At 62.2% G+C, this 20,191-nt stretch carries 18 protein-coding genes; 6 read left to right on the forward strand and 12 right to left on the reverse strand.

The annotated features are described in order from the left end of the window. Window positions 1-47: 47 nt before the first annotated feature. Entirely contained in the window at window positions 48-1,202 is a 1,155-nt protein-coding gene (gene mltB, locus PSV38_RS02680; RefSeq protein ID WP_300544561.1) for a lytic murein transglycosylase B, read from the forward strand. 152 nt (window positions 1,203-1,354) lie between these two features. Further along, entirely contained in the window at window positions 1,355-1,693 is a 339-nt protein-coding gene (locus PSV38_RS02685) for an H-NS histone family protein (protein WP_300544563.1), read from the forward strand. 85 nt (window positions 1,694-1,778) lie between these two features. Here PSV38_RS02685 and PSV38_RS02690 read toward each other — a convergent pair whose 3' ends face one another. Continuing rightward, entirely contained in the window at window positions 1,779-4,532 is a 2,754-nt protein-coding gene (locus PSV38_RS02690; RefSeq protein ID WP_300544628.1) for a pitrilysin family protein, read from the reverse strand. A gap of 123 nt (window positions 4,533-4,655) precedes the next feature. Between PSV38_RS02690 and PSV38_RS02695 the strand changes: the two genes are divergently transcribed. From PSV38_RS02695 to PSV38_RS02705, 3 genes are read left to right on the forward strand one after another with little or no spacing between them, the layout of a single operon-like run. Beyond that, window positions 4,656-5,636, forward strand: coding sequence for an HlyD family efflux transporter periplasmic adaptor subunit (locus tag PSV38_RS02695; RefSeq protein ID WP_300544566.1), 981 nt, complete (start codon window positions 4,656-4,658; stop codon window positions 5,634-5,636). Further along, window positions 5,633-6,565, forward strand: coding sequence for an ABC transporter ATP-binding protein (locus tag PSV38_RS02700; RefSeq protein WP_300544568.1), 933 nt, complete (start codon window positions 5,633-5,635; stop codon window positions 6,563-6,565). The genes PSV38_RS02695 and PSV38_RS02700 overlap by 4 nt, the downstream gene beginning before the upstream one ends. Continuing rightward, window positions 6,543-7,691 (forward strand): ABC transporter permease, encoded by a 1,149-nt coding sequence (locus PSV38_RS02705; RefSeq protein WP_300544570.1) that lies wholly within the window; start codon window positions 6,543-6,545, stop codon window positions 7,689-7,691. Before PSV38_RS02700 ends, PSV38_RS02705 begins: the two co-directional genes overlap by 23 nt. 13 nt (window positions 7,692-7,704) lie before the next feature. Here the strand turns inward: PSV38_RS02705 and PSV38_RS02710 are convergent, their stop codons facing one another. The 11 genes from PSV38_RS02710 to PSV38_RS02760 form a co-directional block, all read right to left on the reverse strand. Beyond that, on the reverse strand, window positions 7,705-8,184 hold the full coding sequence (locus PSV38_RS02710; RefSeq protein ID WP_300544572.1) for a glycine zipper 2TM domain-containing protein: 480 nt from the start codon (window positions 8,182-8,184) through the stop codon (window positions 7,705-7,707). A gap of 49 nt (window positions 8,185-8,233) precedes the next feature. After that, on the reverse strand, window positions 8,234-9,835 hold the full coding sequence (gene ntrC / locus PSV38_RS02715) for a nitrogen regulation protein NR(I) (protein WP_300544575.1): 1,602 nt from the start codon (window positions 9,833-9,835) through the stop codon (window positions 8,234-8,236). Between the two features lie 53 nt (window positions 9,836-9,888). After that, on the reverse strand, window positions 9,889-11,055 hold the full coding sequence (glnL, locus tag PSV38_RS02720) for a nitrogen regulation protein NR(II) (RefSeq protein WP_300544578.1): 1,167 nt from the start codon (window positions 11,053-11,055) through the stop codon (window positions 9,889-9,891). Beyond that, window positions 11,052-11,582, reverse strand: a complete 531-nt coding sequence (locus PSV38_RS02725) for a hypothetical protein (RefSeq protein WP_300544580.1) — start codon at window positions 11,580-11,582, stop codon at window positions 11,052-11,054. Before PSV38_RS02725 ends, glnL begins: the two co-directional genes overlap by 4 nt. A 128-nt stretch (window positions 11,583-11,710) precedes the next feature. Next, complete coding sequence (gene glnA, locus PSV38_RS02730) at window positions 11,711-13,129, reverse strand: type I glutamate--ammonia ligase (RefSeq protein WP_300544583.1); 1,419 nt, start codon at window positions 13,127-13,129, stop codon at window positions 11,711-11,713. A gap of 280 nt (window positions 13,130-13,409) precedes the next feature. Then, on the reverse strand, window positions 13,410-14,204 hold the full coding sequence (locus PSV38_RS02735; protein WP_300544585.1) for a molybdopterin-binding protein: 795 nt from the start codon (window positions 14,202-14,204) through the stop codon (window positions 13,410-13,412). Further along, window positions 14,201-15,034 carry an EI24 domain-containing protein gene (locus PSV38_RS02740; RefSeq protein WP_300544588.1) on the reverse strand — a complete coding sequence of 278 codons (834 nt, stop codon included), beginning with the start codon at window positions 15,032-15,034 and terminating at the stop codon, window positions 14,201-14,203. Before PSV38_RS02740 ends, PSV38_RS02735 begins: the two co-directional genes overlap by 4 nt. A 25-nt stretch (window positions 15,035-15,059) precedes the next feature. After that, a complete protein-coding gene (locus PSV38_RS02745) occupies window positions 15,060-16,064 on the reverse strand; it encodes a sterol desaturase family protein (protein ID WP_300544591.1) in 1,005 nt (334 codons plus the stop codon). Between the two features lie 10 nt (window positions 16,065-16,074). Continuing rightward, window positions 16,075-16,869 (reverse strand): polysaccharide deacetylase family protein, encoded by a 795-nt coding sequence (locus PSV38_RS02750; protein ID WP_300544594.1) that lies wholly within the window; start codon window positions 16,867-16,869, stop codon window positions 16,075-16,077. 10 nt (window positions 16,870-16,879) lie between these two features. Continuing rightward, window positions 16,880-17,851, reverse strand: a complete 972-nt coding sequence (locus tag PSV38_RS02755; protein ID WP_300544596.1) for a YncE family protein — start codon at window positions 17,849-17,851, stop codon at window positions 16,880-16,882. A 98-nt stretch (window positions 17,852-17,949) separates the two neighbouring features. Beyond that, complete coding sequence (locus PSV38_RS02760; RefSeq protein ID WP_300544599.1) at window positions 17,950-18,768, reverse strand: TIGR00266 family protein; 819 nt, start codon at window positions 18,766-18,768, stop codon at window positions 17,950-17,952. 185 nt (window positions 18,769-18,953) lie between these two features. Between PSV38_RS02760 and PSV38_RS02765 the strand changes: the two genes are divergently transcribed. After that, window positions 18,954-20,189: a GGDEF domain-containing protein gene (locus tag PSV38_RS02765; RefSeq protein ID WP_300544601.1), complete on the forward strand. Its 1,236-nt coding sequence runs from the start codon at window positions 18,954-18,956 to the stop codon at window positions 20,187-20,189. The last annotated feature ends 2 nt before the right edge of the window (window positions 20,190-20,191 follow it).

Consider the following 20,191-nt stretch of genomic DNA (forward strand, 5'->3'; position numbering starts at 1 on the left):
GGTCCGAGGCGCCCGCATCAGGGCGCCACCAGACATCACGCGTGCTCATGACGACATTGCCAGACCTTCTTTTGCGACTCCGCGTCACAGCACCCTTCGCACTGCTCATGGGCTTGAGCGGCTGCGCCAGCCCCCCTCCGCCAGCGCCTCAGGTCGTCATCGCCGCGCTGGCCTCGCCTGAGGCACTTGATGGCCAAGCCATCCCAGCACCTGCACTGGTGCAGACCGAGGTGGCCGCGCCCGAACCCGGCAACTATGCCCAAAGAGACGACGCACGCCAACTGGCCGATCGCCTGGCCACAGAGTTTCAGCTGGACCCGACCTGGGTCCTCTCGATGCTGTCCCAAGCCCGTTTCAAGGAGAGCATCACCAGGTTCATCATGCCCGCGCCCAGTGGCACCGCCAAGAACTGGGCGGTGTACCGCAGCCGCTTCATCGACCCGATTCGCATCAAGGCGGGTGTGACCTTTTGGCGCACTTACGAAATGGACCTTCGACGCGCCGAAGCCCGCTGGGGAGTGCCCGCCAGCATCATTGCGGGGGTGATTGGCGTGGAAACCATCTACGGCCGCAACACTGGCAACTACCGCGTGCTGGATGCCTTGGCCACTTTGGGTTTGGATTTTCCAAAAGGACGCAGCGACCGCAGTGCTTTTTTTCAAAAAGAATTAGGCCATTTCCTGAAGCTGTGCAATGAACAAAACATGGATCCCACCACGGTGTTGGGTTCTTACGCTGGGGCTTTGGGTTTACCGCAATTCATGCCCAGCTCAGTTCGCAACTTCGCCATTGATTTTGACGAAGATGGCCGCATTGACCTGCTTCGCAGCCCGGTCGATGCCATTGGCAGCGTGGCCAAATACTTGGCTGAGCATGGCTGGCGAAAAGACATGCCTACATACTATGAAGTAACCCCTCCCACCGACGCCGATGCGCTGGCCAAACTGTTGGCCCCGGACATCGTGCCCAGCTTCAGCGTGGCCGAGATGCAAAGCCTGGGCGCGGTCCTGCCCGACGTGGCCCAGACCCACACGGGTTTGTTGGCTTTGGTGAAACTCCAAAATGGTGATGCCGCGCCCACCTACGTCACCGGGACCGACAATTTTTATGCGGTCACACGTTACAACCAGTCCAGCTATTACGCCTTGGCCGTGATTCAACTGGGGCAGACCGTCTCCCGAGATGCCAGCAATTTGCCGTGAATTCCAGACAGGCAATTACCAAAAAAATCTTACCCTCTGATTTGCAAACCCAATATATTTGTGTTTAGAATTCGGCCGTGGCGTTTAACGCCCGGCTCTGATTCCCTCAATAAGTATTTAATGCCCCTGACCTCGGGCCACAAGGACTCTTCATGAGCAACTACCAAGATCTTCTGGCAAAAAAGGCCGCCCTCGAAAAGCAATCGGCCGAACTCGACAAACAACTGCAAGATGCTCGCCGCGCTGAACGTGCTGGCGTGATCGCCCAAGTCAAATCGCTGATGGCTGAACACGGCCTGACCCTGGCAGACCTGGGTGGCGGCAAAGCTGGCGGCTCGGGCAAGGCACCCTCGGCCAGTGCTGGCCGCAAGGTCGCCCCCAAGTACCGCAATACCGCCACTGGCGAAACCTGGACCGGCCGTGGCCTGCAACCCAAGTGGGTTCAAGCCGCAGTGGCCTCGGGCAAGAAACTCGAAGATTTCGCGATCTGAATTTGAATCAACCGAAGGTTGATTCTGCAAAAGCCGACGCCCATGCGTCGGCTTTTTTATTGGCTTCACGCTTGGATTCAAGCCCTCATGGGGTCTTGTCCTTGAAATCACCAGCCAGCCCAAACACGAATTGATCCGGCTTGAGATACCGCCTCAAGGCCTGATTCACTTGGTCCAAGGTCAAGGCTTCCAAAGCCGCGTCCACCTTGGCCGACACCTCGAATGTGCGGTCCAGGTAAAGGTTGCTGACCCAGGCGCCGGCCAAGCGCGCATCTTGCGCACGCGACAATTGCCTGAAATTCAAGAGCCCGCGTTTGCCTGACTCAAACTCGGACTGCGTAAACCCTTGGGTCAGCACCTTGGCCACCTCCTCCCTGAAAGCCGATTCCACCTTGCCCCGATTTTGTGGCGCAAAAATGGCCGAGGCCACCCACTGAGAATTGGATTCAATCGAATTCCATTGCACCGCGCTGTAAACGCTGTACGACAAACCTTCCTTTTCACGGATACGGTTCCAGAATCTGGAATCGCCGCCGGAGCCCAGTAAATGATTGGCAAGCATGAAGGCCGGGTAGTCCGGGTGCAAATCATTCAAAGGCAGATCTTGCAGCACCTGCATGGCCGCATTCTGTTTGTCGGGCGTGAGGAGCACCAGGCGGGCCGGCGGCACAGGTATCAAAGGTGACGGCACACGGGCGATCGCTTGTTGGCTGGACCAACCACCCAAGGCACGTTGCAAGGCCTGGGTCACGGCCTTGGCATCAAAATCACCCACGGCCGCAAATTGGGCCTGGCTGGTGCCGACAAACTTGGCATGGAACTCACGCACCTGCTCGATCTTCACCGCGCGCCAATCGGCTTCGATCTCATCAAAAGTGCGGGCATGGCGAACATCGCCGCGCGGATACGGGTTGCCGTGGCGCGACAAGGCCTCGCTCAACACCGCTTGAGGCTCCTTACGCTGGCCCTCCAGCCCCGTCAGGGCCTGACGCCGAATCTCCTCCAGTGCGTCGGCCGGCAAGCTGGGGTGGCGCAACAGATCCCCCACCAGTTCGATCGCTGCGGGCAGGTTGTCGCGCTTGGTCGAGATGCCCACGCTCAAAGTGCCATCGCCCGCCTGGAAAGACACCTCGGCTTGCAAGGCATCCATCCGGTCCTGCACCTGCTGTCGATTCAAGGTGCTGCTGCCCTTGTCCAGCAACTCACCCAAGGCCGAGGGCACTTCGCCCCAGTTGGCCAGCGACTTCTCATCGCCCATGCGCAGGGTCAGCGTGGCGCGCACGGCCTGACCCCGCGTGGTTTTGGGCAGCAAGGCCACCTTCAAGCCAGGCTCGATGGTCAGGCGCTGAGTGCGGGCGTTGATGTTGGCGGGGCTGGCCACGAAGGTTTCGGCCGGGGCTCCCGCATCCTGGCCCTTGAAGTCTTTCAGCATGGTGGCCACGTTCACGCGATCGGGCGTCGGGGCGCGCATGGGCGTGGCGGTGGGCAGGTACTCGCCCACGGTGCGGTTGGACTGCACCAGGTACTGCTGAGCCACACGTTGAACATCGGCCAGCTTGACCGCCTTGACCCGATCACGGCTGAGGAACATCAAACGCCAGTCGCCCTGGGCCACCGCGCTGGACAAGGCAACGCCCACGTGCTGCGAATCGGCAAAGCCCATGTCCCAATCGTTCAGCCATTTGGTGCGGGCCCGGTCCAGCTCTTCCTGGGTGATGGGCTCGCGGCCCACCGACTCGACCACGTCCAGCAAGGCTTGGCGAGACGCCGCCAGATCCTGCCCCGGGGCCAGTTGCGCACCCATGATCATGAAGCCCGGATCGGCCAGCGCTTGCGAGAAACTGAACACCGAGGCGGCCAGTTGTTGGTCGGTCAGGCGCTTGTGCAGACGGCCCGAAGGGTTGTCGCCCATGATCACCTCCAGCAACTCCACCGCCGCGAAATCGGGGTGGGCGCCAGGCACCACGTGGTAGCCCGCGTAAAGCAGCGGCACACCGCCCACGCGGCGCAAGGTCACCGCGCGTTCACCGTCTTGCACCGGGTCCAGGGTGTACAGCGGGGGCAACACACGCTTGGGTTTGGGGATGACAGCAAAGTACTGCTGCACCCAGGCCAGCACCTTGGCCTGGTCGAACTTGCCAGAAACGATCAGCGTGGCGTTGTCGGGCTGGTAATGGAGGCGGTAGAAGGCCTGCAAGTGACCGATGTCCACGCCCTCCACGTCGGCACGGGCTCCAATCGTGGACTTGCCGTAGTTGTGCCATTGGTACATGGCGGCCACGGTTTTCTCCAGCAAGACGCGACCGGGCGAGTTCTCACCCATCTCCATCTCGTTGCGCACCACGGTCATCTCGCTGTCCAGGTCCTTGCGCGCGATGAAGCTGTTGACCATGGCATCGGCCTGCCACTCCAGGTACCAGCGCAGGTTCTCGTCGTTGGCGGCAAAGCTGGCGTAATAGTTGGTGCGGTCGTAAGACGTGGAGCCATTGGCACTGAAGCCACGCTTGTTGAAATCACCCCACACTTGGGGATGGCGGGGAGAACCCTTGAACAGCATGTGCTCCAACAGATGCGCCATGCCGGTTTCGCCGTAACTTTCGTGGCGCGAACCCACCCGGTAGGTCACGTTGACCGTGGTCGTGGGCTTGGAGTCGTCCGGGATCAGCAGCACCTGCAGGCCATTGGGTAGGCGGTATTCACGGATGCCTTCCACGGCAGTGACCTGGCTCAGGACCGCTGGCAAGACCGGGCCTTTGGCCAGCGCCGGGCTCATCAAGGCCGTGGCCAAGGCCAGGCTCAACACAGAAGCAAACGCATTTCTTGATCGGATGGGAGTCATCACGGCGCCGAGTGGATCGGATGGTGGCAATGCGGTTCAGTGTAGGCGCGGGCCCGAAAGGTTCCCGTTTCAGGCCTTATGCTGCTGGGCGCCCCAGCTGTCATCACAAAACTTCACATCAACATGAATCGACGCTCACGTTCAGTCACCGTTCTGGCCAGCTTGGGGGGGCTCGTTTTGCTGTCCGGCTGTGGCAAGAATGACGTGACGCCCTGGTCCGGCTATGCCGAAGCTGACTTGGTGTACCTGGCCTCATCCGGCGCGGGCGTGCTCAGCACCATCCAGGTTCAACGAGGTGATGTGGTCCCCGCTGGCGCCGATTTGTTCCAGATTGACGCCGCCTCTGAAATTTACGGCAAACAGGCCGCCCAAGCGCAGCAAAGCAAGGCCGCCGCTCAGCTGGCCGACCTGGGCAAAGGCCGCCGCCAGAACGAGCTGAAGGCCATCAAGGCCCAGTTGGACCAGGCCAAGGCGGCGCTGACCATTTCGAACGCGCAGCTCAAACGCAACCGGGATCTGGTGCGCCAAGGCTTCATCACCCCCTCGCAAATGGATGAGCTGGAGGCCGCCAAAGCGCGTGACACCGCCCGCGTGCACGAGTTGCAAGCGCAACTGGCCTCCGCCCAGGACAGTGCCCGTCCTGACACCGTGGCCGCCGCCAAGGCCGAGCTTCAGGCCGCCAAGGCGCAGGTGTCCCAGCAGCGCTGGGCCGAAGATCAAAAAGTGCGGCGCGCGCCTGTCGCTGCGCGCGTGTTCGATGTGTTGTACCGCCTGGGCGAGTGGGTGCCCGCTGGCGCCCCGGTCGTCGCCCTGCTGCCCGATCACGCCGTGAAGGTGCGCTTCTTCGTGCCCCAGGAAGCCCTGGCCCAGACCAAGGTGGGCCAGGCCGTGCGCTACAACTGCGACGGCTGCACCGCAGGCACCGCCACGATCCGCTATGTGTCGCCCCAGGCCGAGTTCACGCCCCCGGTGATCTACAGCAACGAAAGCAAAAGCAAGCTGGTCTACATGGTCGAGGCCACACCCGACAACCAGGCCACCGACACCCTCAAGCCCGGCCAGCCCCTGAGCGTGACGCCCGCACCTGCAGCTGCCAAGACATGAGCGAGCCCTCTCCCGATCTGGCAATCGATGTCAGAGGCCTGAGCAAGCGTTTCGGCGACCGCATGGTCGTCGATGGCATCGACATCCAGGTGCGGCGCGGCGAGATCTGCGGCTTCCTGGGCCCCAATGGCAGCGGCAAGACCACCACCATCCGCATGCTGTGCGGCCTGCTGGAGCCGACCGCTGGCCAAGGGCATTGCCTGGGTTTTGACCTGGTCACCCAATCACGCCAGATCAAGCTGCGCACCGGCTACATGACGCAAAAGTTCGGCCTGTACGAAGACCTGAACATCGAAGAAAACCTGTATTTCATCGCCGAGGTCTATGGCATGCCCGGTGGCCGTCAGAAGGTTGAGCAGACCCTGGACCGCCTGGGCCTGACCGAGCGCCGCCATCAACTGGCTGGATCGCTCTCCGGCGGCTGGAAGCAACGCCTGGCCCTGGGCGCCTGCCTGCTGCACGAGCCCCAATTGCTGTTGCTGGATGAACCCACCGCCGGGGTCGATCCCAAGGCGCGCCGCGACTTCTGGCACCAGATCCACCTGCTGGCCGCTGAAGGCCTGACCGTGCTGGTCAGCACCCACTACATGGACGAGGCCGAGCGCTGCCACCGCCTGGCCTACATCTCTTACGGCAAGGTGCTGACCGCCGGCACGGCCGAGCACGTGATCGACACCTCCGGCCTGAAAACCTGGCAGGTGCGCGGGGATCACCTCGACAAGGTGATGGCCCTGACCAACCACAGCGACGACTGGATGGCCATTCCCTTTGGCACGGCGGTGCACGTCAGCAGCACCAGCCCATCGGACTTTGCCGAATGGCTGCGGGCGCAGTCGCCCCAGCACGACTGGCTGGTCGAGACCATCCCCACCAGCCTGGAAGACGTCTTCATCCACCTGAGCCAGCATGCACAAGACAATTACCGATAAGCCGCTGTCATGGCGCCGCATTTGGGCAGTGCTGCGCAAGGAGTTCGTGCAGATCAAGCGCGACCGGCTGACCCTGGCCATGCTGGTCGCCATCCCCTTGCTGCAACTGGTGATGTTCGGCTATGCCATCAATGGCGACCCCAAGCACCTGCCCACCGTGGTCGTAGCGCCCGACGCCAGCCCCATGGTGCGCAGCATCATCCGGGCCGTTGAAAACACGGGCTACTTCAACGTCGAGGCCATCGTCACGGAGCAGGAAGCCGAACGCTGGCTGGCCGAGGGCGATGCCCAATTTGCGCTGGTATTCCCGTCCGACTTCACCCACAAGCTGATGCGTGGTGAGCGCCCCGCCCTGGCGGTCTACAGCGACGCCAGCGACCCGTCCACCTCTGGCGGCGCGCTGGCCACCCTGAGCATGCTGCCCAACATCGCCTTGAACGCCGAACTGCGCGGCCCCTTGAGCCGCCTGCAGGCGGGCCCCGCCCCCTTCGAGCTGCGCATTCACCGCCGCTACAACGCCGAAGGCATCACCCAATACAACATCGTGCCGGGCTTGATGGGCATCATCCTGGTGATGACTTTGGTGATGATGACCGCCATGGCCATGACCCGCGAACGCGAACGCGGCACGCTGGAAAACCTGTTGGCCACACCCGTCAAACCGCTGGAGGTGATGATCGGCAAGATCATGCCCTACGTGCTGATCGGCTATCTGCAGGTACTCATGGTCTACATCGCCTCGAGGTGGCTGTTCGCCATCCCCATGTTCGGCAACCACCTGCTGCTGACCCTGACCGTGCTGGTGTTCATCATCGCCACGCTGGTGGTGGGCTTTTTGTTCTCGACCATCGCGCGCACGCAGATGCAATCGACGCAGATGACGATCTTCTACTTCCTGCCCAACATCCTGCTGTCCGGCTTCATGTTCCCCTTCCGGGGCATGCCGACCTGGGCGCAGTGGGTGGGCGAAGTGATGCCCATCACCCACTTCCTGCGGGTGGTGCGCGGCATCATGCTCAAGGGCTCCACCTTGATGGAGATCTGGCCGCAGCTGTGGCCGATGGCGTTGTTCACCGTGGTGGTGGGCACCATCGCCATGATGCGTTACCGGCAGACGCTGGATTGATGGATTGGATTAATCAGCGCGCTGGACGAACCGGCGGGGCCCGCATCACGCGGACCTTGCCCCCGGTGGTCACGAGCAGCACCGCATCGCCCGGTTTGAAGTTCTCGTTGCCCTTGGCCTGGACGATCGATCGGCGTTGCCCATTGCTCATTTGCAGCAAGATCTCGTTCGCGTCTTCGCGGGTGCCATAGCGTTCAGCCGCGTTGCCGACCACGCCCCCCACCACCGCGCCAATCACCCCCACGATCACCTGTTCTCGCGAACCACCGACTGCCGAACCGCCCACGCCGCCTATGACGGCGCCAGTGGCCGCGCCCGCCCCACTTTGCGAGCCTTCAACCACCACGGGCCGAACATTCAGCACCACGGCATCCTCGACCTGGGACAGACGCTGCGCGTCGCCCGGCTTGACCACATCGGGGCTGGTCGTGGAACAGGCGGCCAGCACGGCCAATATCAAGCCGGTACTGGCGGCGATCAAAAAACGTTTCATGGGGATGGTCCTCAGCGGCTGTTCAGGCACTTTAACGCATCCCCTCCGCTCAGTCTTCGATGCCCAATTCCTGAATCTTGCGCGTGATGGTATTGCGACCGATGCCGAGCTTTTGCGCGGCCTCAATGCGCCGCCCACGCGTGATTTCCAGCGCCGTGTGGATCAACTGAGCCTCGAATTGCCGGGTCAGCACGTCCCAGACATCCGTGGCGCCAGACTCCAGCCTGACACGCGCCTCGCGCTCCAGATCGGACAGCCAACTGGCGGGGGCCGCCGCCGGCGTGCTGGGCGCCAAGTTGCCTGCAAAGGAACTGGGCGGCGCATAGGGAGTCTCAACGCCCCCCACCATGCTGCCGGTTGCCACGGCTGGCTCCATGGAGGAAGCCACGCCATGGCTGTCCGCAGACCCCAAACCGCCTACTGGCGCCACCGCCTCGGGTGGCGCATAAGCCTGAACGGGTGCCGACAGACTGTTAGGCGCAGAAGAAGCGACAGGCTGCACACCCATCAACTCAGGCGGCAAGTCTTTGGACTCGATCACCTGCGAGGGCGCCATCACCGTCAACCAATGGCAGATGTTCTCTAGCTGGCGCACATTGCCGGGAAAGTCGAAGGCCGTGAGCCTGGCCAAAGCCGGCTCGGAGATGCGCTTGGCATCCACGCCCAGGTCCTTGCCGCTTTTTTGCAGGAAGAAGCGCGCCAAGGCGGCCACGTCTTCACGGCGTTCGCGCAAGGGCGGCAGGCGCAAGCGGATCACGTTCAGGCGATGGAACAAATCCTCGCGGAATACGCCCTGGCGCACCCGGTCTTCCAGATTCTGGTGGGTGGCGGCAATCACGCGCACATTGCTCTTGAGCGGATGGTGTCCGCCAACGCGGTAAAACTGGCCATCGCTCAGCACGCGCAGCAAACGCGTCTGCAGGTCAAACGGCATGTCGCCGATTTCATCCAGGAACAAGGTGCCGCCATCGGCCTGCTCGAAACGCCCACGGCGCATGGTCTGCGCGCCGGTGAAAGCCCCACGCTCGTGGCCGAACAATTCAGACTCCAGCAGATCCTTGGGGATGGCCGCCGTGTTGATGGCAACGAAAGGCCCGCCGCTGCGCGAGCTGTGCTTGTGCAGTGCCTGAGCCACCAGCTCCTTGCCTGAGCCCGACTCACCCGTGATCAGCACGGTGACGTTGCTCTGGCTCAGCCGGCCAATGGCGCGGAACACGTCCTGCATCGCCGGAGCCTGCCCCAGCATCTCAGGCATTTGCTGCAGGCGCTCGTCGGAGACATCCTCGCGCACGCTCTCGTCCACCGCACGGCGGATCAGCTCCACCGCCTTGGGCAGGTCAAACGGTTTGGGCAGGTATTCAAACGCACCGCCCTGGAAGGCCGACACGGCGCTGTCCAGGTCAGAGTAGGCCGTCATGATGATGACCGGCAGGCCGGGGAACCGCGCCTTGACCTTGCTCAGCAGATCAATGCCCGAGCCGCCGGGCATGCGGATGTCCGAAACGAGCACCTGCGGCTCGTCGTCTTCAAGGGCTGCAAGCACATCACGCGGATTGGTGAAGCTGCGAACCGGGAGGTCTTCACGCGCCAACGCTTTTTCAAGCACAAAGCGGATGGATTGGTCGTCGTCAACGATCCAGATAGGTTTCATGCCGGCCTGTCAGTGAGTGCACCCGATGGTCGAATGCTGACAGGGCAGCCCGGTCACGGCAAGGGAATCAATAATTTGAAAACCGTGCGTCCTGGCTCGCTCTCGCATTCGATGGTGCCTTGGTGCTGTTGAACGAAGGTTTGTGCCAATGTCAGACCCAGTCCCGAACCACCGTCTCGCCCAGACACCAAGGGGTAGAAGATGCGATCGCGGATGGACTCGGGGATGCCCGGGCCGTTATCCTCAATATGCAAGACCAGTGCCAGGCGGTGCAATTGTCGGTTGATGGTGAGGCGGCGGGCCACGCGCGTGCGCAAGGTCAGCACCGCTTCACCAGCCTGAATCCTGTCCGACAAAGCCTGGGCGGCATTGTGGGCAATGTTCAGAACAGCCTGGATCAACTGCTCGCGGTCGCCTCGAAACTCGGGCAGCGAGGTGTCGTAGTCACGCCAGACCTTCAAGCCTTTGGGGAACTCGGCCAGGATCAGGGAGCGAACACGCTCGCACACTTCATGCACATTCACGTCGCCCACCAGATGCGGCCGACGATGCGGCGCCAGCAGCCGGTCGACCAGCGCTTGCAAGCGATCGGCCTCGTGGATGATGACCTGGGTGTACTCGGTCAGCGATTTGGATTCCAGCTCCATCTGCAGCAATTGCGCCGAGCCGCGAATGCCCCCGAGCGGGTTTTTGATCTCGTGCGCCAGGTTGCGGATCAGCTCCTTGTTGGCCTGCGCCTGGTCCAGCGCACGCTCTTCCCGCTCCTGGCGGGTTTGCTGCTCGACCTCGACCAACTCGATCAGAACCAGATCGGCATGCTCCAACCGCGTCACGATCACCTGAACCGGCAACGAATCCGCAAAGACATGCGGATGACGCTTGAGCTGGGCCTCGATGCGGCTGGTGGCGTATTCATTGCGTGCCACGGCGCCCACGATGTCCTGCAGCAGCATCGGGTCTTCGAACCAGTCGAAGATGGACTCGCGCAACACACTGCGGCGCGACAGGCCCAGCACCTCTTCAAAAGCGGCATTGGCGAACAGGCACTGCCCGTCAGGCTCGACCACTGCCACCATGGTGGCCAGGTAGTCAAACACGTCCAGATTACTGGGCAACAGCTTTTGAACCTCGCCAGGATCCACGGTGGAACCGCCCCGGGCCATGCTCGCATGGCGCCCCGAGTGCGCGCCTGCGCGGCCAGATGATGCCGCCTGACTCACTTTCCGCTTCCTGCCGCCGTCAACTCACGCCTCAGGGCGGCCACATCGGCCTCTTTGCGGGTCACGGCAGCCTTCATCTCGTTGACCCGATCCTGGTACTTCTGGAAATTGCGCTCGTCGCCCTGGCGCTCGGGTTGGCCGTTGTTGTACTGCTTTTGCAAGGCGGCCAAAGCAGCCTCTTCCTTCTGGAGTTCCGCCTCCAGGATGCGGCGCTTGTCGGCATCGCGGGCCTTCTGGTCATCGGCGGCCACTTTTTCACCGCCCGATGATGATGAGGATGTCGAGCCCGCCTTGGGTTTGATCGACTGGATCACCGTGATGGGCGTGCCTTCCAGCGTCTTGCACCCCTTGGCGATGGCCTCCTTGGCCGACAAGGCATCGGTGTAGAGATTGCCTGGGCAACGGTAAACCGGCTTGTCGTCCGCCGCCTGGGCGGTACCTGCCAGCAGCAGGGCCAGCAAAGCCAGCCCACGGGCGGCCTGGGGCAGAGAAAAATCCTTCGTCAAAGTGTTCTTCCTGTCGTGCATGGTGGGAGCGCTCCAGCGTGATTCGGGCCAAGTATGCCTTCAGCCCAGCACCCATAACGCTTGAAAAGCAAAAAGGGGCGACCGGAGTCGCCCCTTTTACACACGCCAGAGCGTGATCCCGGCAGGGATCACAGGCTGTAGTACATGTCGAACTCGACCGGGTGAGTGGCCATGCGGAAGCGGGTGACTTCTTGCATCTTCAGCTCGATGTAAGCGTCGATGTAGGAGTCGGTGAACACGCCACCCTTGGTCAGGAACGCGCGGTCCTTGTCCAGGTATTCCAGAGCTTGATCCAAGCTGTGGCACACGGTGGGGATCAGTGCATCTTCCTCGGGCGGCAGGTGGTACAGGTCCTTCGTGGCGGCTTCGCCAGGATGGATCTTGTTTTCCACGCCATCCAGACCTGCCATCAGCAAGGCCGAGAAACCCAGATAGGGGTTCATCAGTGGATCGGGGAAGCGGGCTTCCACGCGACGGCCCTTGGGGTTCGCCACGTGAGGAATCCGGATCGAGGCCGAGCGGTTCTTGGCCGAGTAGGCCAGCTTCACCGGGGCTTCGAAGCCAGGCACCAGACGCTTGTACGAGTTCGTACCAGGGTTGGTGATGGCGTTCAGGGCACGGGCGTGCTTGATGATGCCGCCAATGTAGAACAGCGCATATTCGCTCAGGCCAGCGTAGCCGTCGCCTGCGAACAGGTTCTTGCCGTCTTTCCAGACCGATTGGTGAACGTGCATGCCGGAACCGTTGTCGCCAACGATGGGCTTGGGCATGAACGTAGCCGTCTTGCCATAGGCATGGGCGACGTTCTGGATCACGTACTTCTGCAGCTGGACCCAGTCGGCGCGCTGGATCAGCGTGCTGAACTTGGTGCCGATTTCCATTTGACCGGCGTTGGCCACTTCGTGGTGGTGCACTTCAACGGGAATGCCCAGCGATTCGAGGATCAGGCACATTTCCGAGCGCATGTCCTGGAAGCTGTCAACGGGGGGCACGGGGAAGTAACCACCCTTGACAGCAGGACGGTGACCCGTGTTGCCGTGTTCGTATTCCTTGCCGGTGTTCCACGAAGCTTCTTCGGAGTCGATCTTCGAGAAGCAGCCGGACATGTCGTTGCCCCAGCGGACGCTGTCGAACACGAAGAATTCGGGTTCGGGGCCGAAGTAAGCGGTGTCGCCCAGGCCGGAGGCCTTCATGTAGGCTTCAGCGCGCTTGGCCAGCGAGCGAGGATCGCGCTCGTAGGGCTTGCCGTCGGCAGGCTCGACCACGTCGCAAGACAGGATCAGGGTGGGCTCTTCGAAGAACGGGTCGATGTTGGCCGTGTTCGGGTCAGGCATCAACTGCATGTCAGAGGCTTCAATGCCCTTCCATCCTGCGATGGAAGAGCCGTCAAAAGCGTGGCCTGAAGTGAATTTGTCTTCGTCGAAGTGCGACACGGGCACGGTGACGTGCTGTTCTTTGCCGCGGGTGTCAGTGAAACGGAAATCAACGAATTTGACTTCATTGTCTTTCACCAACTTCATCACGTCGGCGACGGTCTTATTGGCCATCAGAAGCTCCTAGCTAGAGGCTTTGGTTGCAAGCAGAGTAATCGAATGAGGATGTTTCCAGATCAGAAACAGCGCGCAGTGTAATAGCAGAAAGCGTGCCGTCGCCCAGACGATCAACTTTGGAAATTCAGAAACCCACCCGCCACTCGATGCCACAAATTCAGTGCTTGATGCACCCCAACGCATCACCGGGCCGGGAATGGAGCCCCAAAGCCAGCTTGACCCCGGCGTGAAGACCCTCCTATTTGCACCAATAAAGTGCATATATGAGTCAAATAACTTAACGCACCATTATTGGGCCGGTTGATGCACCAATTTGCGACAAGTTGGTCTGCATCCATTCAAAGGCCTGGACGGCGTCCTGCGCCACGCCTTTGACACCCAGTTCAATGTGGCGACCATGCACCGGGTGATCCACGCTGGGCAGGCTGAATACGCGAACGCCGGGAAAGCGTTGCTCCAGCTCCACCATCATCGGTGTCAGCACCGACTCGGCCATGGCATAGACGATCACCGAATGCTCAACCTGCTGCCCCAACCCGCGCAGATCGCCGTGCAGTTCGTCCAGCGCCCAAGCCATCATCGGCCAGGCCATGACGGGAAAGCCCGGCAGGAAATGCACGCGCCGCTCAATCGAAAAACCCGGGATCTGGTTGTAGGGGTTGGGGATGATGGTGGCGCCTTCAGGAAAGCGGCCCATGTCCAGGCGGCGCAGGGTGTCAGGGTGGTCGGGCAGGAAGGGCACGCCCTCCTTGTCGGCCATCGCCTTGACGCGCGCCAGGATCAACTCGCGCGCCTCGGGGTGCAGCACCAGTGAGCGGCCCCAGGCTGCACCGGCGCAAGCCCGGGTGTGGTCATCGGGCGTGGCACCAATGCCACCGAAAGAAAACACCACATCGCTGCCAGCCAAGGCGGCGCGCAATTCGGCGGTGATGTGCTCGGGTTCGTCGCCCACATAGCGGGCCCACGACAAGCGAAGGCCTCGCTCATTGAGCAACTCGATGGACTTGGCCAGGTGTTTGTCTTCGCGACGTCCACTGAGGATCTCGTCGCCAATGATGATGATGCCGATCATGCGGGGTCCAGGATGACGAGTTGAGGCGTGGGATCGGCCGCGCGCAAGTCGCGCAGCGCCGCCAGAAGGTAGTGGCTGAACCACAGTGATGAGAAGGCGAACACCAGCGTGTAGAGCCAGACCGAAGCGATGATGAGCAAGGGAGCCACCACGACCGAGATCGCGCCCAACACAGCCCACAGTGCCGTGGGCGCCGCGCCCAGGTAACCCGACACCACGCCCATCATCAGCAATGGCATGCGGTGATCCTGCAGCAAGGTGACACGCTCTTGAACAGTGGCATGCCCGGCCAGCGCGTCAAAGGCCATGACCCGGTAGGTCAGCCAACCCCAGATCAGCGGCGGCAGGATCAGCCCAAACGGCGGGATGAGCCACAGGGGCACGCTGACCACCATCACCAGCACAGCGATCAGGGTGGCGCCGAGCGACCAGGATAAGGACGTCCACCACGGGGCTTCGTGACGCACCTCCAAGCCGGCGAAACGCCGCTGAACCACCAGGCGGACCAGCGCGGGCATCATCAAGGTGGCCACCAAAAGCAACGACAGCACCACCAGCAATGGCACGGCCAGCACCACCACGATCAAGGGCGCGATGACCGCGCGAAAGCCGGAGGCACCCACGGTGTCCAGCCAACCGAGCAGGGTCTGGCTGATGGCCCAGCTGTCCAGCCCCTGGCGCACCCCGGCCACCGCGCCTTCCCAGTAAAAATGGGCCAGCCCCACCGACAGTACCCCTGCCACCACCAAAGGCAACAAGGAGAGCCAGATCACACGGGGGTGCAGGCAGTAGGCTGCCGCGCGCCAGAAAGCATCGATCGTCTTTTGCATGACGACAGGATACCCAAGGTCGGCTTCAGCTGCCTTGCAATAGCCTTTTCAAGCCCAACCATTGCTGGGCCAAGAAGCCGCGCCCGTAGTCTTTGCCGCCGAATTCTGGCAGTTGATCGCGCACGCCGGTGGGGTCCAGGATCAGATCAGGGCGAGCATTGATGCGGGCAGTGCCAAAGAGGATGTCCCACACCGGGAACAGCACCGCGAAATTGCAGCCGCCGAGACTGCCCGGCGTTGGGCCCTCATGCCCCACCCCAATGCCATGGTGAATGCGGTGAAAACGCGGGCTGACCAGCAGGCGCTCACCCACAGGCCCAAAGCTCAGGCGGACATTGGCATGGGCCAGGCTTTCCATCAATTGAGTGAAGGCCACCACGGCGATGAACTGGCCCGGCGGCACCCCAATCGCACGGGCCGTGAACGCAATGATCGTGTCGCGGATCAGGTCATCGAGCAAATGGTTGCGGTTGTCGCTCCACATCGTCATCTGTTGCTGGCTGTGGTGCAGCGAATGCAGGGCCCACCAGCGGTCCAGGCCATGCTGGCCTCGGTGAATCCAGTAGTCCACCAGGTCGAACACCACCAGGTACAAGGCGAAGCTGGCCAGGGCGGTGTCGGTCACGCCAGGCCACCAGCCCTGCATCAGCGCATCCAGCTGGACGCCATCGATGCCATGCACGCGGGCCGAGCCAAAGACTTCATCCAGCAAGGGCGCGATGGAGAAGAACATCAGCAGCCTGAACAGGCCCAAGCGGTGGATGAAGGTGTAGACCATGTCCACCCGCACGGCGACGCGGTCGCGCAAGGGCTCAACCGGGCGCCAGCGCTGCAAGGGGGCCAGCAGGCAGAGCATCACCAGCAACTGGATGAAGCCGACCATCAGCCAACCGGTGGCCTCGTAGGCGTCCTCCAACAGATTGCCCATGCCCAGCCCATACACGGCGGGCTGCACCAGCGTCTCGAACAACCATTGCTGGAGGTTGCCAAAGGCATCGCTCAAGCTGGAGATGACGTCGAGGTCGATCATGGCCAACACCTCAGCGGGGGGCCGTGCCCACCCGCGCATACGCAGGGTGATCGCGCAAGGTGGCAAAGCACAGACCCTTGGCTTTCAGGCCGATGATCAAGGGCTCCAGCACCGCGGGTGCCCAAGGATCCTGGCGGGACCAGATGCCCAGGTGCATCAGCAAGATATCGCCGCTGCGCACATCACGCAAGGCACGGTCCAGCAAGACCCGGTTGGGGTAGCGATCGCTGGACAATTCATCGCCCAAAAATCCGGCGGCCGCCCAGGGCACATGCTGCCAGCCGCAGGCCTTGGCGGCCTTGAGCAAGGCGGGCGAGGTTTTGCCACCCGGGGCGCGGAACAAGGCGCGCATGGGCCGCCCGGTCATGGCCTCGAAACGGCGCGCGGGCTTGGCGAGTTCTTCGCAATAGTCGGCTTGGCTGAGGTGCAGCTTCTGGCCGACTTGAGGGCCCGCAGTGGGCTGCAACACAAAGCCCTTGGGCTCGTCGCCGCGCCAGATCACGTGGTTCCAAGTGTGCGAGCCGAAGTCATGGCCCTCGGCGGCCAGGGCCTTCCACCAGGGCGCCCATTGGTCGTCCAGCGTGGTGCCAGCGGCTTTGTCCCCCACGGCTTGCGTCCGTTCGTTGGCCAGGAAGAAAGTGGCCTTGACGTGCTGGCGTTTAAGCACATCGATGATCAAGGGCGCCACGCCCATGTGGCCGGTGTCGATCGTGAGGTAGACCGGCTTTGGGCAGGATTCCTCAGCGAACGCCGTGGCGCCCAACAGTGTGGCCGTCAAGGCCGCGATGGCAGCGAGCAGGCGCATTCGATCAGCCTCAGCGCAGCGGAGCGTGGTCCAGGGTCCACACGCCATGCGGTGATCGGCCCACCTTCACTTGCCGCACGACCTTCTTGCTCACGGTGTCGATGAAGGTGACTTTGCGGGCCCAGCGCGAGGTCACCAGGATGGTCTTGGTGTCGCTTGAGAGGTCCATGCAGTCAGGCCCACCCGGCGCGGGATAAGTGTCCACCACGGAGAGGGTCTGCATGTCGATCCGGCTGATGGTGTTGGCTGTGCGGTTGCTGAGCAGCACATGGCGCTTGTCGCCCCAGGCGCGGAAAGCGTGGGCCCCCGCGCCCGTGACGATGCGCTTGACCAGCACCGGCTTGGCGCCACTCACGTCGTAGACCTCGGCATACATGTCGCCCGTCAGGCCGATCAGGAGGCGCTTGTCGTCGGGGGTGATGTAGACGTCGGCGGGCATCTTGCCCACGGGCACTTTCCAGCGCGGCATTTGCGTGGCCAGGTCGATGGCGATCAGCTCATCGCTGTCCTGCATGGTCGAATAGACCACGGTGCTCTTGCTGTCAATGCTGAGGTGGCTGGGCGTCTTGCCGGTGGGCACACGCTTGGCCAGGGTCAGGTCAAAGCCACCACCCGCCCGCGCGGAAACGCGGTAGATGTCCACGTGGTTGAGGCGGTTGGCGGTGGTCACGAACCACTTCATGTCTGGCGAAAAGCGCAACTGATACGGATCGGCGATGTGTTCGATCACACGCTGGATGTTGCCCGTTCTAGGGTCAATCAGGGTGAGGGAGTCACCCATGGAGTTGGCCACGATCAATGACTTTTCGTCTGGCGACAGGTACAAATGATGCGGCTCCTTGCCCGTGGGGATTCGCCGGATCTCTTTGAAACTCACCGGGTCAATGATGCTGATGGTCGCATCCAGTGAATTCAGGGCAAAAATCGGGGCGGCGCTGGCGTTAGTGAGGCACAGGGTCAGCAGCAAAGCGGCCGCGTGCATCCGCCGTGATGCGCGTTGATGGAGAAACTTCGTCAATTGGGTCACCTGGGATCAAGCCGGGCAGTGTACGCGCGGCGTTCACTGCCCAATCGAGACAATCAGTCGTCGCTGCCACCCAATACCGAACCCAGCAAACCCCCGGCGCCCAAGCCACCCAACAAAGAGCCTTCTTCGCGGCCGCCACCACCGCGGTTTTGCGGCGCCGCGGCAAAGATGCGCGAGGCCAGGCGAGAGAACGGCAGGCTTTGCAGCCAGACCTGGCCAGGTCCGGTCACCTTGGCCAGGAACAGGCCCTCGCCACCGAACAAAGCGGTCTTGATCTTGCCAACGTACTGGATGTCGAAATCGACCTCGCTGGTGTAGGCCACCACGCAGCCCGTGTCGATCATCAAAGTCTCGCCAGGCTTGAGGTCGCGGCGCACGACGGTGCCGCCGGCATGCACAAAGGCCAGGCCATCGCCCTCCAGTTTTTGCATGATGAAACCTTCGCCGCCGAAGAAGCCGGTGCCCAGTTTCTTTTGCAGGGCAATGCCCAGCGACACGCCGCGCGCGGCGCACAGGAAGGAATCTTTTTGGCAGATCAAACGACCACCCAGCTTGCTCAAGTCCATGGGCAAAATCTTGCCTGGATACGGCGCAGCAAACGCAACGCGTTTTTTGCCGGAACTCTGGTTGGTGAAAATCGTGGTGAACAAAGATTCACCCGTGATCAAGCGCTTGCCAGCGCCCAATAATTTGCCGAACAAGCCGCTTTGCTGGCCGGAGCCGTCGCCAAAGATGGTGTCCATGTCGATGCCCGCGTCCATGAACATCATGCTGCCGGCCTCGCCGATGGCCGCCTCGCCAGGGTCAAGTTCCACCTCGACGAACTGCATCTCTGCGCCTTTGATCTCAAAATCCACCACATCCATGGCCATGACTGGTCTCCTGCTCCGTCAATTACACGATCTTCACCCGTTTGCAACCCCCCTTAGATGGCGGTCGCTGGGGGTAACTAAGGGCACCACAAGCACCCAAAAGTCATTCATGATCGGGGTTGTGTTGCGCCCATTCGATTGTCGCCCAAAGCAACCCACGTCACGCGCATGAGCAGTGTTCTTCGATGTTTCACCTAGAGCCCCTCCACACACCCACCCTGGCCCTGGTCCTGGGCTTGGTCCTGTTCACCGCCTCGGGCATCATGACCCTCGTCGGTTTGACCCAACGCACCTACCGCGGCTACTGGTGGTGGACCGTGGCGCAATGGGCCAACACCATCAGCGCGGTCGCCTTGCTGTTCAAGGATGCCCACCCTTCCATGCTGGCCGTGTCCGTCCTGCTGTCCCTCCAGTGGCCCTTGACCATGCTGGGCGGCATGCGCCGTTTTTACGTGCGCAGCAACTTACCCACCGAACCCTGGGTTGACCACTTCCTGCTGTTCATCGGTTTCTCCGGCTGGATGTGGGTGTGGTTGGCCAACCCCGAAGACGTGGGGGCGCGCGTGGCCATGTTCAGCCTGGTCAACATCTGTGGCTACCTCTACTGCGCCTGGATCGTGAGTTGCATCCGCGACTGGCGGCAAAGCGTTTACCTGAAAGTCATCCTGTTCTTCCTGTTGGGCGGTGCCATCTTCCAGGTGCCCCGCATGCTGACCGGCATGGCTTCGTGGGGCATGACAGTGAATGATCCCAGCCTGATTCAATTGCCCTCGTCCATGCTGGGCCTGGTGATCGGCGTCATGTTCTCGGTGTACATGTGCCTGCTGCTGACGTACGAACGCACCGAGCACGACCTGCGCGAATCCCACCGGCAACTGCGCGTGCTGGCCGATTTCGACATGCTCACTCAGGTGCCTAATCGCCGCCACTTCAACGAGATCGCCGCCCAGACCATGCGTTTGTGCGCACCTGGCAGCGCGTCGCTGATGCTCTTCGACATCGATCACTTCAAGCAGATCAATGACGAGTTCGGGCATGGCGCAGGCGATGAAGCCCTCAAGCTGGTGGCCGGCGGGGCGCGCAAGATGCTGCGCAGCCGGGACCTGCTGGGCCGCATTGGTGGCGACGAGTTCATCGCGCTGCTGCCCGAAACCAGCGTGAACGATGCGCTGCACGTGGCCGACCGCATGGTGCGCCACGTTGACACCGAACGCCATGGCCTGCAACAGGCCCCCTTGAGCCTGAGCTTCGGCGTGGTGCAAATCATGCCGGGCGAGTCCCTGCCCGAAGCCACCCACCGCGCCGACCAAGCCCTGTTCGAGGCCAAACGGCAGGGCCGCAGCCGCGCCGTGGCGGCCGAGGCCTCTGACGGAGAAGCCGTGTTCACCAGAACACGCCCGTTCGGGATGAGCACGCACTGAGC

It is taken from the genome of Aquabacterium sp. (assembly GCF_029946005.1).
Taxonomy (GTDB): domain Bacteria; phylum Pseudomonadota; class Gammaproteobacteria; order Burkholderiales; family Burkholderiaceae_C; genus Aquabacterium.

What these genes read in the sequence shown, in the direction of transcription:
- mltB (WP_300544561.1), top strand. Translation starts at nt 48, where the DNA reads ATGACGACATTGCCAGACCTTCTTTTGCGACTCCGCGTCACAGCACCC.
- PSV38_RS02685 (WP_300544563.1), top strand. Translation starts at nt 1,355, where the DNA reads ATGAGCAACTACCAAGATCTTCTGGCAAAAAAGGCCGCCCTCGAAAAG.
- PSV38_RS02690 (WP_300544628.1), bottom strand. Translation starts at nt 4,532, where the DNA reads ATGACTCCCATCCGATCAAGAAATGCGTTTGCTTCTGTGTTGAGCCTG.
- PSV38_RS02695 (WP_300544566.1), top strand. Translation starts at nt 4,656, where the DNA reads ATGAATCGACGCTCACGTTCAGTCACCGTTCTGGCCAGCTTGGGGGGG.
- PSV38_RS02700 (WP_300544568.1), top strand. Translation starts at nt 5,633, where the DNA reads ATGAGCGAGCCCTCTCCCGATCTGGCAATCGATGTCAGAGGCCTGAGC.
- PSV38_RS02705 (WP_300544570.1), top strand. Translation starts at nt 6,543, where the DNA reads ATGCACAAGACAATTACCGATAAGCCGCTGTCATGGCGCCGCATTTGG.
- PSV38_RS02710 (WP_300544572.1), bottom strand. Translation starts at nt 8,184, where the DNA reads ATGAAACGTTTTTTGATCGCCGCCAGTACCGGCTTGATATTGGCCGTG.
- ntrC (WP_300544575.1), bottom strand. Translation starts at nt 9,835, where the DNA reads ATGAAACCTATCTGGATCGTTGACGACGACCAATCCATCCGCTTTGTG.
- PSV38_RS02725 (WP_300544580.1), bottom strand. Translation starts at nt 11,582, where the DNA reads ATGCACGACAGGAAGAACACTTTGACGAAGGATTTTTCTCTGCCCCAG.
- glnA (WP_300544583.1), bottom strand. Translation starts at nt 13,129, where the DNA reads ATGGCCAATAAGACCGTCGCCGACGTGATGAAGTTGGTGAAAGACAAT.
- PSV38_RS02735 (WP_300544585.1), bottom strand. Translation starts at nt 14,204, where the DNA reads ATGATCGGCATCATCATCATTGGCGACGAGATCCTCAGTGGACGTCGC.
- PSV38_RS02740 (WP_300544588.1), bottom strand. Translation starts at nt 15,034, where the DNA reads ATGCAAAAGACGATCGATGCTTTCTGGCGCGCGGCAGCCTACTGCCTG.
- PSV38_RS02745 (WP_300544591.1), bottom strand. Translation starts at nt 16,064, where the DNA reads ATGATCGACCTCGACGTCATCTCCAGCTTGAGCGATGCCTTTGGCAAC.
- PSV38_RS02750 (WP_300544594.1), bottom strand. Translation starts at nt 16,869, where the DNA reads ATGCGCCTGCTCGCTGCCATCGCGGCCTTGACGGCCACACTGTTGGGC.
- PSV38_RS02755 (WP_300544596.1), bottom strand. Translation starts at nt 17,851, where the DNA reads ATGCACGCGGCCGCTTTGCTGCTGACCCTGTGCCTCACTAACGCCAGC.
- PSV38_RS02760 (WP_300544599.1), bottom strand. Translation starts at nt 18,768, where the DNA reads ATGGCCATGGATGTGGTGGATTTTGAGATCAAAGGCGCAGAGATGCAG.
- PSV38_RS02765 (WP_300544601.1), top strand. Translation starts at nt 18,954, where the DNA reads ATGTTTCACCTAGAGCCCCTCCACACACCCACCCTGGCCCTGGTCCTG.